Origin of the sequence: Methylomonas sp. LW13 (genome assembly GCF_016865255.1) — a bacterium.
In the GTDB taxonomy this organism is placed as follows: Bacteria; Pseudomonadota; Gammaproteobacteria; order Methylococcales; family Methylomonadaceae; genus Methylomonas.
In genome coordinates, this window is record NZ_CP033381.1 from 827817 (window position 1) to 839851 (window position 12035).

At 54.5% G+C, this 12035-nt stretch carries 13 protein-coding genes; 10 read left to right on the top strand and 3 right to left on the bottom strand.

All coding sequences use genetic code 11. The annotated features are described in order from the left end of the window. On the top strand, positions 1 to 924 hold the full coding sequence (locus JL719_RS03605; RefSeq protein ID WP_033156018.1) for a diguanylate cyclase domain-containing protein: 924 nt from the start codon (positions 1 to 3) through the stop codon (positions 922 to 924). 39 nt (positions 925 to 963) lie between these two features. Here the strand turns inward: JL719_RS03605 and JL719_RS03610 are convergent, their stop codons facing one another. Continuing rightward, on the bottom strand, positions 964 to 1818 hold the full coding sequence (locus JL719_RS03610; RefSeq protein WP_033156019.1) for an SIR2 family protein: 855 nt from the start codon (positions 1816 to 1818) through the stop codon (positions 964 to 966). Between the two features lie 479 nt (positions 1819 to 2297). On the opposite strand from JL719_RS03610, the gene JL719_RS03615 reads away from it, so the two are divergent. Together JL719_RS03615 and JL719_RS03620 are read left to right on the top strand one after the other, a co-directional pair. Continuing rightward, entirely contained in the window at positions 2298 to 3482 is a 1185-nt protein-coding gene (locus tag JL719_RS03615; RefSeq protein ID WP_033156020.1) for a WD40/YVTN/BNR-like repeat-containing protein, read from the top strand. 5 nt (positions 3483 to 3487) lie between these two features. Then, a complete protein-coding gene (locus JL719_RS03620; RefSeq protein WP_033156021.1) occupies positions 3488 to 3766 on the top strand; it encodes a ubiquitin family protein in 279 nt (92 codons plus the stop codon). Positions 3767 to 3805: 39 nt separating this feature from the next. Here the strand turns inward: JL719_RS03620 and JL719_RS03625 are convergent, their stop codons facing one another. Next, complete coding sequence (locus JL719_RS03625) at positions 3806 to 4348, bottom strand: hypothetical protein (RefSeq protein ID WP_033156022.1); 543 nt, start codon at positions 4346 to 4348, stop codon at positions 3806 to 3808. A gap of 159 nt (positions 4349 to 4507) precedes the next feature. Between JL719_RS03625 and JL719_RS03630 the strand changes: the two genes are divergently transcribed. Both JL719_RS03630 and JL719_RS03635 read left to right on the top strand, forming a co-directional pair. Then, positions 4508 to 4990: a YajQ family cyclic di-GMP-binding protein gene (locus JL719_RS03630; protein WP_033156023.1), complete on the top strand. Its 483-nt coding sequence runs from the start codon at positions 4508 to 4510 to the stop codon at positions 4988 to 4990. Positions 4991 to 5182: 192 nt separating this feature from the next. Further along, a complete protein-coding gene (locus JL719_RS03635; protein ID WP_033156024.1) occupies positions 5183 to 5839 on the top strand; it encodes a thioredoxin domain-containing protein in 657 nt (218 codons plus the stop codon). A 202-nt stretch (positions 5840 to 6041) separates the two neighbouring features. Here JL719_RS03635 and JL719_RS23975 read toward each other — a convergent pair whose 3' ends face one another. Continuing rightward, the gene (locus JL719_RS23975) at positions 6042 to 6782 is read right to left on the bottom strand and encodes a hypothetical protein (RefSeq protein ID WP_033156025.1); all 741 of its coding nucleotides are present in this window, start codon (positions 6780 to 6782) and stop codon (positions 6042 to 6044) included. 488 nt (positions 6783 to 7270) lie between these two features. Here JL719_RS23975 and JL719_RS03645 point away from each other — a divergent pair, with 488 nt between their 5' ends. From JL719_RS03645 to JL719_RS03665, 5 genes are all read left to right on the top strand, one after another. Continuing rightward, a complete protein-coding gene (locus JL719_RS03645) occupies positions 7271 to 8776 on the top strand; it encodes a helicase HerA-like domain-containing protein (protein WP_033156026.1) in 1506 nt (501 codons plus the stop codon). Between the two features lie 82 nt (positions 8777 to 8858). Beyond that, the gene (locus tag JL719_RS03650) at positions 8859 to 9233 is read left to right on the top strand and encodes a VOC family protein (RefSeq protein ID WP_033156027.1); all 375 of its coding nucleotides are present in this window, start codon (positions 8859 to 8861) and stop codon (positions 9231 to 9233) included. A gap of 49 nt (positions 9234 to 9282) precedes the next feature. Beyond that, positions 9283 to 9969, top strand: a complete 687-nt coding sequence (locus tag JL719_RS03655; protein ID WP_033156028.1) for a helix-turn-helix transcriptional regulator — start codon at positions 9283 to 9285, stop codon at positions 9967 to 9969. Between the two features lie 119 nt (positions 9970 to 10088). Next, positions 10089 to 11507 (top strand): phosphomannomutase, encoded by a 1419-nt coding sequence (locus JL719_RS03660; protein WP_033156029.1) that lies wholly within the window; start codon positions 10089 to 10091, stop codon positions 11505 to 11507. A 72-nt stretch (positions 11508 to 11579) separates the two neighbouring features. Continuing rightward, positions 11580 to 12026, top strand: coding sequence for a hypothetical protein (locus JL719_RS03665; protein ID WP_033156030.1), 447 nt, complete (start codon positions 11580 to 11582; stop codon positions 12024 to 12026). Positions 12027 to 12035: the final 9 nt, after the last annotated feature.

A 12035-nucleotide genomic window follows, 5' to 3' on the forward strand; every position in this document is an offset into this window, starting at 1 on the left:
ATGACTGCCGAGATCTCCAAGCCCTTGATTTTGATCGTAGACGATACGCCGACCAACATTCAGGTGTTGGCTGAAAATTTGATCGACGAGTATCGCATCAAGGTGGCGGTCAGCGGCGAGGCGGCGCTGGAGGCCATCGACCGGCAAGGTCCGCCCGATTTGATCCTGTTGGATGTGATGATACCGGGCATGGACGGTTATGAAGTCTGCCGGCGTCTGAAAAGCGACCCGCAAACTGCGGCAATCCCGGTGATATTTGTGACGGCAATGAACGCGGCGACCAACGAAGAATACGGGCTGAATTTGGGGGCGATGGACTACATTACCAAGCCGTTTTATTTGCCGGTGGTTAAGGCGCGGATCCGCAATCATATCCGCCTGAAACGGATGACGGACATGTTGGAAGCGATGGCCTGGATGGATGGCCTCACCGGTATCCCCAATCGCCGGCGCTTCGATCAGGTCTTGGAAAACGAATGGAAGCGCGCGCAGCGCAATCAGTTGCCCTTGGCTTTAGTGATGGTGGATGTCGATTATTTTAAAGCTTATAACGATTGCCACGGCCACGGCGCGGGCGACATTTGTCTGCGGCAGGTGGCCACCATATTGGCGGCTTCGGTGAGTCGCTCCGGCGATTTGGTGGCGCGTTACGGTGGGGAGGAGTTTGTGATGCTGATGCCGGAAACCGACATTGAAGGCGCGCAGCGCGTATCCGAATTGCTGTGCCGGCGTGTTGAAGCGCAGCAAATTTCACATACCCGCTCCAGCGTTTCGCCTTGGGTGACGATTAGCGCCGGTTTTGCGGTGGTGGTGCCGGCGCTGCAACAATTGCCGTCCGAATTACTGGACGAGGCTGATCGGCAGTTGTATTTGGCTAAAGAAAACGGTCGAAACGGCGCCCGCGGAAGCTATTCGACCGTTTAGCCCGGCCGCGTGTCCTCACCGGCCGAGCTGCGGGATTTTTTAAGCAGCCACAGCCGAAGCTTGCACCGATTGCAGGAAATCCTGGCAGTCGGCGTTAATCAGTTCAAAGCCCATTTTCGCACTAAAGCGTTTTTCCTTGTCGGTAGGGTTTTTTCTTAAAAACCAGCCTCTATGTTCGTCGGCGCCATAGGTGATGTCGCTCATCACCATCCGCTCGGAATCGCGATTGAGCGGCAAACCCAACAACAGGTATTTTTTGCCTTTGCGGTACTCCTTTAAAAAGTCCGGAATCGCGAAACCGCCCATCAGCTCGGTGATGTAATCCACATAGTCGGCATCGGAGGCGATGTAATTGGCTTCGGGTTTTGGCGTGCCCATCGGTTTAAACAAAATCGGCAGATTTCTATCGACTTGTTCCTGCGGAATCTCAAAATATTGGCTGCCGTCGTAATGATAAATTTTGAAGCGAAAGGCGGTAGCGACGATGCGGGCCACGCCGACGATTAGCGTGTGTTCTTCGTCGGCATAACTGTCTTGCAATTGGGTATCCCGATTAATGTCGATCACATACTTGGGCCGCCATTCTTTCAGCCAGTCGTGCATCGATGCGCGGGTGTATTGAATTTGTCCGTAGGTTTTGTCAAGAAACTGCGATACATAGTTGCGGCCGCGCTTCAGTTCCTGGTTCATCGCTGCGCGCGGAAACTCGTACATCAGTTTCGGCGCCATCGGTTTGCCGCCGTTCATCGCCAAAATGAGGCTGTCGCTGTCGGCGGGCATCGGCTCTTGCGTCAGTTTGCTTTTGGCGTCGAACACCGCTCCCGGCCCCAGATAGGGAATGACTTGGTTATCGTACAAACCGCTTAGAATTTCGGAAAATACCGTATTTGACATGGTTGGCCCCAGCTAAATAAAAAGTAATGCTTAGTTAATGCAAAATTCAATCCAGTTTGCTTATTTGCTTACAGGCCTTATGTTGTATGGCTTGCAGGTTTTTGCGGCGCGGGTGGAAAGGCAACAACCGTATAAACTTAGGTGAAATTGTCGTAACTGCGACAAATTTTCGGAGTGATGGCCGACACGCGGCTGCGGTTGAAGTATTTGCTCGAATTAAAAATATCCATTGCAAAGAGATGAGCCGTTGTTCGCGGTTTCGGTTTGTCGGTCCAGAATATCAGCCCAAGGCGTTTGCTCGAAAATTAATCATTTTGGCCTGACAATAATAATCGGGTTAAAGTCTTGCGAAAGCGCATTAGGCTTATTTATTGTGTTGGTCATACCGTGTTCGATCAGGCTCGGACTGGCTGGATTGATATGCCCGTTTTCCGATCAGCAGCACCTGCTTTTCTATAGTTGCAAAAAGAGGTATAGCCATGTCCGATATGCTTATTTTGGGTACCCGCAAGGGTACGGTCATATTTGATCGGACGAAAAGCGCTTGGCGTCCGCGTCCCATCGCTCACGCCGGCATTCCGGTCTGCTACGCCGCGCGCGATCCGCGCGACGGCAACTTGTGGGATTCGCTGGATCATGGTCATTGGGGGCCGAAGCTGTCGCGGTCGCGCGATGGCGGCGAGACCTGGGAAGATGTGTCGTCGTTAAAGTATCCGGAAGGCGCGCGCTACATCGTCAAGTACCTCCCAACGCCGGATTTCGATCCTGAGGCCCCGGTTAGACAGGCCGAGTATCAGGATGCCACGGTGTACAAGATCTGGCATCTGGCCTTCGGCAGTGCCGAACAACCCGGCAGGATTTACGCCGGCACCATTCCCGGCGGGCTCTTTGCCAGCAACGATGGCGGCGACAGCTGGACGCTAAACCGGCCGTTGTGGAATCACGAGAGCCGAGGCGGCGATTTGTTTGCCGGCGAGGCGACCAGTAAGAATCGCTGGGGTGGCACCCCGGCCAGTATCGATTACGGCGTATTCGAACCGGGCATTCATTCCGTCGTTGTTGATCCGCGCGATCCGAATCGGATCCATGTCGCCGTATCGTCGGCTGGCGTACTGGAAACCGCGGACGGCGGCCAGACTTGGCAAGGTCGAAATAGCGGCTTGTTGATGGACTATCTGCCGAATCCGGCGGCGGATTGGGGGCATGATCCGCATTTTATGACCAACTGCACAGGGCAACCGGATCACCTTTGGCAGCAAAATCATTGCGGGGTGTTTTATAGTGATGATGGTGCGCGACATTGGCGCAAGGTCAGTGTGCCGGATGCCGGCGTACATTTTGGTTTTCCGATTGCCGTCGATGCGCGCGATGGCCGGACCGCGTGGGTCGTGCCTGCCCGAGCGGATTCGGAACGCATGGCGATTGGTGGTGGTTTGTGCGTGGCCCGGACCACAGATGGCGGGCAGACTTGGCAAGCGTTTCGCGCCGGTCTGCCGCAGGAGCATGCTTACGATATTGTCCTGCGGCATGGGCTTGATATTGCCGGCGATTGCCTGTGTTTTGGCAGTACCACCGGCAACGTCTATTTGTCGGAAGACCGGGGCGAGACCTGGCAGTGTCTGGGTAACCATTTTCCGCCGGTCTATTCGGTACGTTTCGGTTAGCCGCCATGCCGACTGTGAAAATGACTTCGCACCTTTACCGGTTCTTTCCGGCGCTGGAGGAGCGCGACATTACGGTGCCGGCCGGCTCGGTGGCCGAGGTTTTGCAAGCCGTCAACCAGCTTGCTCCGGGATTCACCGATTACATACTGGATGAACGCGGGGCGCTACGCCGCCATGTTTATCTTAGCGTTGACGATACGATTGTGGTCCACAGAAAGACGCTTTCGGATCGGGTCCCGGAGCTTGGGGTTGTCTATATTTTTCAGGCACTGAGCGGCGGATAAGTGCTTTTGCCGGAAAGCATTCGATTGTCCAAGCACGGACTAATGCCAGCCACCGTATTGCGTTGTCGGGTCACCGCGAAAACCGGCTGTGGTCTTGTTGGCGTCCGGCACATGCGCGGTACTTTCCGCTGCTTGCACCATATTGTTATGGGTATAACCGCCCATGGCCTTGGCTTGTTTGGCGATGGCGGTGGTCGTGGGGTTGATGTCGTATTTGCTGGCGTCGGGATGGATCACCACGCTGATTAATTGCGCGTCTTTCGGCGCGTTGGGGGCGGTCGTGTAACTGAGAACGACCGGAAGCTCGGTGCCGGCGGGTACTTGAATTTCATAGCGCTGGCTATTGTTGAGCTCGGTACTGGCAAGCGTTTTTCCGGTTTCGGACAGTAAGCTGACGGTGCCGGTTTTGAGCGGTCCGGCGTTGTCGCTGACTGCACCGAGCAATGATGTGGTTCGCAGGGTTTGTTTGACCGCGGCTTTGCCTGAAGTGCTTGATTTTGCTTGGTCCTGGCCGCAACCGGACATTATCGGCAGGCTGAGGCAGGCGATCAGGGTAAGTGTGAATGTGGTCGGGTTTTTCATCGGTATCTCCGTCGGCGTTAGTTAAAGATACCCGCTAAACCGGCCACCGACAAGTGGGCTTTACGCGCCATCAATCGACATTGGGCGCTCATATAGCAGTTGAATAAAGCCGCTAAGGCCGTTATAGTTGCCCCACTTTTATACTTGTAAATCAATGCTATGCCATCATTCGACATCGTTTCAGAACTCGACAGCCACGAAGTAACCAACGCAGTGGACCAGGCCAATAAAGAAGTCTCCACCCGTTTTGATTTCAAAGGCTCGAATGCCTGTTTCGAGCAGCAGGAAGACAGTATCCTGATGAAAGCCGAATCGACCTTTCAACTGCAACAAATGTTACCGATTTTGTATGCCAAAATGGGTAAACGCGGTATCGATATTTCCAGTTTGGAAAGCGGCAAGATTCAGGATACCGGCAAAACCGCTCAGCAATCCATCACCTTGAAGCAGGGTGTGGGTAGCGATCTGGCGAAAAAAATCGTCAAGCTGATCAAAGATAAAAAGCTCAAAGTGCAGGCCGCGATCAATGGCGATAAGGTGCGCGTGACCGGTAAAAAGCGCGACGATTTGCAGGAAGTCATTCAAATGTTGCGCACGGAAGATTTGGAGCAGCCTTTGCAATTCAATAACTTTCGGGATTAGTCCTCACCATTACGCCGACGAGCTTATCCGGCGTTGCAGCTATGGTGCCGCGGGTGTGGATTCCGCAGGGAGTTTTCAGTTAAATTCTTCCGGTTGGCACAAGGCGTTCGGTAAGCTAATGATGTTGGTTGACGGACGCTGAGCAACATAAATTTGGTCGGGACTTGGTTAAAGCTATCGGGGGAGAGCGATATGAAAACGGTAATGATTGGTCAAAAAGTACCGCCCCTATCGGTTTCCGACTGGGTGCAGGGACAGCCTGTCAATTTCGAACAATTGCTTGGACAAGTCGTGTTGGTGGCGGTGTTTCAAGTCAACTGTCCCGGCTGTTTCTTGTCATGTCTGCCGCAGGTGTTGGCGTTAAAACAACGTTATGCCGAGCGCGGTTTGACCGTACTGGGGCTGGCCACCGCCTTTGAAGACTTCGATAAAAATAATCTGCAAAATCTAAAATGTTTGGTTGAGACCGGTGAGGTGATCGGCGAAACCTTGCGGGTTTTAACGGAACGAGGACTGCTACAGGACGGCAAGTTGCCGTATCGTATTGATTTTCCGGTAGCCATGGATAGATTGACCAAGCGCGAATTCGGCAGTATCGAAAGCGAAATTGACGCTTTTATCAGCCAACGCTTGAGCGATTTGGAACAAGACATCGGCTTACGCCAACCGCATGTGCGAGCGCAGGTAAAACAATATTTACAAACCCTGGATTATCATGCCGAAACCTTCGAGTTTTTCCAGTTACAGGGTACCCCGTCTTATATTCTGGTTGATAGAGCAGGCTTGCTGGTTCAATGCAGGTTTGGCGCGTATCCCGATCTGGAAACAGATATTCTCAAGCTATTGTAGTTCCCTTTCCTGCTCCGTAGGACCGTGCTACCGGCGAATGCCGCGCCCGCTTTCGCAAGGGGCTTTAGACGAAGCAGTTACAAGGCTGGCGGCTGCTTGTGGAGAAATCTTAAGGCGACATCCGTGTCTATTGTTAACGTTTTTTTAGCTGGCCCGACACGCCGTTTTAGGCAGCGTTAAGCTGGGGTGTAGCAATACTGTATTAAGCGATTGTTTTGCGACGCAAACCCATCAGGCCAGCCAATGCCGAGCCAAATAACCAAACCGCACCGGGAACAGGCACTGCGGTAGTTCCGCCTTCAATAAACGGTGTAAATACCAGGCTTTGTGATGACTGTTTTTTCTCGATCAATGCAGAATCACCCACATTGAAAGCTTCGGCGGTCAAGTCGTTTTGAATCCTGACACGCACATCCGCGTTACCCCATGCGACAGGCGTATCCAGTGTTGCGGCAGCCGACCAAGTGCTTAGCGGGCAGCCGGACGATGTGGCGCATGAGTCTGTCAACGGACCGGCGGAAAAATTGGTCGCGATATGATCCACGCCATTCCACAGATTGGTTAAACGCAATTGACCGGAAGCATCGACCGAAGGTGCCAGGGTGACGCTACCGGAGCGATTGACCAGGCGGTAATCACCGTTTTCCACCAGGCTTACGCTGCTTAAACTTAGATCCGCATCGGGTCTAATATCGAACTGCACATTGCTGTTGGCGAAGACCGTGCCCTGAGTACCGGTTGCTTGGGCTTTAAAATTTAACGGCGAGAATAAAACGCTCTTGCCGTCGCCCGATAAAGTCGGCGCGCCAAACAAGCCCAGATTCGTATCGTCATAGATGGCCGTAAAGCCGTTGCCGTCCAACGAAATTAATGCCGCCGAGGCATGTCCGCTTAACATTGAAATAACCCCGGCGCTTGCCAGGAACAAAGTCTTGATTTTCATAGGATCTCTAAATAATTCATGAATAGACAAGGTAACGAGCCGCCACAATAGCTTTACCTATCGGCTTATCGAAGCGGGTTAAAGTTTGCTGGCCGCATTATGTTTGGGGTTTGTCTAATGCGTTGCCGCGTCCATTGCCAGCTACCTGCTACCCGTCTTTGGTCGAGATAAGCTCGAATAAAAACAAAGTTATAGGCTTCTTCCTGTGAGTTCTGTCTCAGCGACCTAGCAGAGTTCCGGTCGGTGCGCAATCGTACGAATTGTCTAAGTCAAAACAGTTACCGGTCCGTGAAGGTTTGAAGAAATGTATTACAAAGGTATTCTGCCCATTGATAGATGGCGATACTGAAAGCCTGGGGCTGGCCTCTGTTTTACGGATACCAAACTGCTTCAGCGGCGGAACATAATGCCAACCTATACCTAACAATTCAGGTCATGGTATGGTGGCGCGACCTTTTTATCCTTGTCGCTTTTTTCAGGAAACGCCCATGACCGAACCCTTGCTGATTGCCAAATCCCAGACTGCCGAACTGTGTCTGCTGCCGAGCATGGCTAACCGCCACGGCTTGATAGCCGGCGCGACCGGTACCGGCAAAACCATCACCTTGCAAACCTTGGCCGAGGCTTTTTCGCAAATCGGCGTGCCGGTATTCATGGCCGATGTGAAGGGCGATTTATCCGGCATCAGCAGGACGGGGGGCGGCAATGCCAAAGTCGAGGCGCGGCTGGCTGAGTTGGGGTTAGCCGCCGACTATGCGGCGATGCCGACGTTGTTTTGGGATGTGTTGGGGAAAAAAGGCCATCCCTTGCGCTCGACGGTGTCGGAAATGGGGCCGTTATTGTTGGCACGGATGCTGGATTTGAACGAGGTGCAAAGCGGCGTGCTTACCGCAGCCTTTAAAATCGCCGACGACAACGGCTGGTTATTGCTGGACTTGAAAGATCTGCGGGCCTTGCTGCAATACGCCTCGGAAAATGCCTCTGAGTTGTCCGGCGAATACGGCAGCATCTCGGCGGCCAGCGTCGGCGCGATCCAGCGCGGCTTGTTGCAACTGGAACACGAAGGCGGCGAGAATCTGTTCGGCGAGCCGGCTTTGGACTTTAACGACTTTCTGCAAACCGACGGCGGCCGGGGCGTGATCAATATTCTGGCGGCCGACACGCTCTACAACTCGCCGCGCGTCTACGCCACCTTGTTATTGTGGCTGCTGTCCGAGTTATTCGAAAATCTGCCGGAAGCCGGCGATCTGGATAAACCTAAATTGGTATTTTTCTTCGACGAAGCGCATTTGCTGTTTAACGACGCGCCGTCCGCGCTGCTGCAAAAAATCGAGCAAGTAGTGCGTTTGATTCGTTCCAAAGGCGTGGGCGTGTATTTTGTCAGTCAAAATCCGTTGGATATTCCGGACGTGATCTTGGGCCAGCTCGGCAATCGGGTGCAGCACGCCTTGCGGGCGTTTACCCCGCGCGATCAAAAAGCCGTGAAAGCGGCGGCGGAAACCTTTAGAGCCAATCCGGGTGTGGATGTCGAAACTGCAATCACCGAGCTCGGTGTCGGCGAAGCTTTGGTATCTTTTCTGGATGAAAAAGGCACGCCCTTGCCGGTACAGCGGGCCATGATCAAGCCGCCAAGCTCTCATGTCGGCGCGGTCAGCGATGCCGAACGCCAGGAATCGATCAATACTTCCGTCATCGCCGGCCATTACGAAAAACAGGTTGATCGCGAATCGGCCTACGAAATTCTCAAAGGCCGCGCCGAAAAAGTCGTGCCGCTCGAATCTGCTAGCGAAAGCGGCGATTCCGGATCCGGTTTCAATTGGGGCGAAGTGCTATTGGGCGGCGTCGGTGCCGCTACCAAATCCCGGCGCGGCCGCAGCGGCGGACAAAGCGTGCTGGAAGCGGCCGCCAAAAGCGCGGCGCGCAGCATCGGCCAGGAAGTGGGTAAGCAAATCATTCGCGGCGTGTTGGGATCGTTATTGGGTGGTCGGCGCTAAGGCTCAAAACATTGCTGACATAACGCTGTCAGGAGGGCTGTTTTAGGATGACGGCTCTTTTAACCACAACGAGGACAACATCATGATCAACAACGTCGCAACCTGGTTTGAATTACCCGTCGTCGATATGCCGCGCGCGCAGGGTTTTTACCGCAGCATTTTGAATGCATCGTTCAAGGAAGAGGAAATGAGCGGCTATCAAATGGCGATTTTCGACGCTGAAGAAGGCGCGGTTAGCGGTATGTTGATATTGGGCGAACACTATCAACCTAGCGCGACCGGTGCGGTAGTCTATTTCAATGGTGGTGCCGACTTGAACGAGCCGCTGGCCAAGGTGGAAGCAAACGGCGGCAGCGTGTTGATGCCGAAAACCCCCATCCACGACGGCGAATGTGGTTACTTTGCGATGCTACTCGACAGCGAAGGTAACCGGGTTGGCCTGTATTCCCAAGCTTAACGGCAATTAAAACAGCGGGCAGTCTCAATCCTAACTGCCCGTTCCGCAAATGCGCCGCGCTGATCGCCTATTTCAAATCGTCCAAATCCTGCGTAACCGAAGGCTGGTTACCGCCAAGGCGCTCGCCGAACGTCTGGAAGTATCCGAGCGCACCATCTATCGAGACATTCAGGTTTTAAGCCTGTCCGGTATTCCTATCGAAGGCGAGGCCGGCGTCGGTTACATGCTGCGTCATAGTCTGGATATTCCGCCCATTATGTTCAGCGCTGCCGAACTGGAAGCCTTGGTCATCGGCGCGCGGATGGTGAAAACCTGGGCCGGCAAGGAGCTGGGGCATTCCGCGCAGTCGGTGCTGGATAAGGTCGCGGCAGTGGTGCCGGCCGAGTTGCGCGAGCAGCTGGAGCGGAGCAAGTTATTCGCGCTACGTTTTTCGCAACGCGAAGACTTGGATGTGACCATGGATATTTGCCGCAAGGCGCTGGACGGTAAGCGCTTGCTGTCCATGGATTACCGCCGCGCGGACGGTACCTTCAGCCAGCGGCGAATCAGGCCGCTGGGCCTGTATTTTTGGGGCAACGTCTGGACCTTGGTGGGTTGGTGCGAACTGCGCGGCGATTTTCGTAATTTTCGGTTGGATCGCATCCTGCGGGCGCAGGTGCTGGACGAAGTGTTTACCGACGACGCCGGCCAAACCTTGCAGGATTTTATTCGGCGGATGCATTGCTCGCCGCAGTGAGCTTGTCCTGTTAAGGCGAAGATTCGGGTTGCCGAACGCCAGCTTTTCTCTATCATGTCTGTTTAAAGCGGCATTCTTGCCGATGTTTTCATTTTATCGACTCTCAATTGATCCTGCTCATGACAACAATCAACATCCAACAAATGATGGCCGATAGCGGCGTGGCGTTCGGCACCAGCGGCGCGCGCGGCCTGGTTAGCCAAATGACCGGCGAAGTCTGTGCCGCTTATACGCTGGCGTTTATCCAAGGTTTAAATTTGGCGCGGCCCGGCCAAAAAATCGCGCTTGGCATGGATCTAAGGCCATCCAGCCCGGAAATCGCCCAAGCTTGCGTGGCCGGCATCCGCCAAGCCGGTTGCGACGTGGATTTTTGCGGGGTGTTGCCGACGCCGGCGCTGGCTTTGTATGCGTTAATCAACGGTCTGCCGGCGATCATGGTCACCGGCAGTCATATTCCATTCGACCGCAACGGCATCAAGTTTTATCGGGCCGATGGTGAAATCAGTAAGGCCGACGAAGCGGCAATGACCGGTGCGACGGTGAATGTGCAAGACGTGACGGCTGAACTGCCCGCTGTTAATCCGGCGGCGCTGACGCAATTTCGGCAACGCTACACCAGTTTGTTCGCTGATGATTTGTTAAACGGCTGGCGGGTTGGCGTCTACGAGCATTCCAGCGCCGCCCGCGATGTGTTGAAGGAAGTTTTGGCCGAGTTGGGCGCCGAGGTAATTGGCCTGGAACGCACCGATACTTTCGTGCCTATCGACACCGAAGCAGTCGGCGAGGCGGATCGGCAGCGCGGCCGCAACTGGGCCGCCGAATATAAGCTGGATGCCTTGATCTCTACCGACGGCGACGGCGACCGGCCCTTGATCGGCGACGAAACCGGCGAATGGCTGCGCGGCGATATTGTGGGTTTGCTGTGCGCGAAATTTTTGGGAGCCGATACGGTAGTGACGCCGGTGAGCTGCAATACTGCCATCGAAGCATCCGGCTGGTTCAAGCAAGTGGTTCGCACGCGGATTGGCTCGCCATACGTGATTGCCGGTATGGAGCAAGTGCCAAGCGGCGGCGTAGCCGGCTTCGAGGCTAACGGCGGTTTCCTGGCCGGCAACGGTTTGTCGGTAAACGGCAAAACCTTGGCGCCATTGCCGACTCGCGATTCATTGCTGCCGGCCCTGGCTTTATTGGCGATGGCGAGCACTCAAGGGGTGAAATTATCGGGGCTTCTGCAAGGTTTGCCGCAACGTTACACTGCCAGCGACCGCATCCAGGCGTTTCCGGTCGCCAATAGCCGGGCCTTGCTGGAACGATTGCAAGCCGATGAGACCGCTTATCGCGGGCTATGGGGCGACACGCTCGGGGCTCCGGTTAACCGCGATACGACGGACGGCCTGCGCTTGACCTTCGCCAACGGCGAGATCGTGCATCTGCGTCCCTCCGGCAATGCGCCGGAATTGCGTTGCTACGCCGAGGCCGACGCTATGGCGCGCGCGGAAGAGTTGGTGGCTTTGACGTTAAAACGGATTGCCGGCTAGCGGTTAATCCGCCGTTAAGTTTCCTTGTAGTATTGTCTAATCTCGATAATAACTAAGTACGAGGGTAACACCATGCAACATAAAGCAATTTTATTCAGCTCTTTAGTATTGGTTTCCGGCGCCGCGTTTGCACAATCGGCTGTGCTGAAAGGTGTGGCCAAACAAGCGGCCAAGGATACCGCGACTGCCGTCGCGCCCGGAGCGGTGCAACGAGCAGAACAGGCTAACGAAGCCTTGCAGCGTGCCCAAGAAGTGAAGCAAGGTGTGGAAAATGCGCCGGGGCAATTGAAGAATCAGGCCCAGGAAGCGGTTAAAGACGCCGCTCAGCAAAAACTGGAACAAGCCGTGCCAGCCGAAGTGAAGCAAGGTGCCGAAACCCTGAAGGCTGGTAAGGAAACGGCAAAACAGTTGAAAGGTAAAGTCGACGCGGCGCCCAAATCAACCGGCGAAGCGGTCAAAGCTGTGAAAGGCAAAGCCAAACAAAAAGCCGCGGCAAAAGCGCTGGATTTGTTGAACTAATCGGCTGGA

What these genes read in the sequence shown, in the direction of transcription:
- JL719_RS03605 (WP_033156018.1), top strand. Translation starts at nt 1, where the DNA reads ATGACTGCCGAGATCTCCAAGCCCTTGATTTTGATCGTAGACGATACG.
- JL719_RS03610 (WP_033156019.1), bottom strand. Translation starts at nt 1,818, where the DNA reads ATGTCAAATACGGTATTTTCCGAAATTCTAAGCGGTTTGTACGATAAC.
- JL719_RS03615 (WP_033156020.1), top strand. Translation starts at nt 2,298, where the DNA reads ATGTCCGATATGCTTATTTTGGGTACCCGCAAGGGTACGGTCATATTT.
- JL719_RS03620 (WP_033156021.1), top strand. Translation starts at nt 3,488, where the DNA reads ATGCCGACTGTGAAAATGACTTCGCACCTTTACCGGTTCTTTCCGGCG.
- JL719_RS03625 (WP_033156022.1), bottom strand. Translation starts at nt 4,348, where the DNA reads ATGAAAAACCCGACCACATTCACACTTACCCTGATCGCCTGCCTCAGC.
- JL719_RS03630 (WP_033156023.1), top strand. Translation starts at nt 4,508, where the DNA reads ATGCCATCATTCGACATCGTTTCAGAACTCGACAGCCACGAAGTAACC.
- JL719_RS03635 (WP_033156024.1), top strand. Translation starts at nt 5,183, where the DNA reads ATGAAAACGGTAATGATTGGTCAAAAAGTACCGCCCCTATCGGTTTCC.
- JL719_RS23975 (WP_033156025.1), bottom strand. Translation starts at nt 6,782, where the DNA reads ATGAAAATCAAGACTTTGTTCCTGGCAAGCGCCGGGGTTATTTCAATG.
- JL719_RS03645 (WP_033156026.1), top strand. Translation starts at nt 7,271, where the DNA reads ATGACCGAACCCTTGCTGATTGCCAAATCCCAGACTGCCGAACTGTGT.
- JL719_RS03650 (WP_033156027.1), top strand. Translation starts at nt 8,859, where the DNA reads ATGATCAACAACGTCGCAACCTGGTTTGAATTACCCGTCGTCGATATG.
- JL719_RS03655 (WP_033156028.1), top strand. Translation starts at nt 9,283, where the DNA reads ATGCGCCGCGCTGATCGCCTATTTCAAATCGTCCAAATCCTGCGTAAC.
- JL719_RS03660 (WP_033156029.1), top strand. Translation starts at nt 10,089, where the DNA reads ATGACAACAATCAACATCCAACAAATGATGGCCGATAGCGGCGTGGCG.
- JL719_RS03665 (WP_033156030.1), top strand. Translation starts at nt 11,580, where the DNA reads ATGCAACATAAAGCAATTTTATTCAGCTCTTTAGTATTGGTTTCCGGC.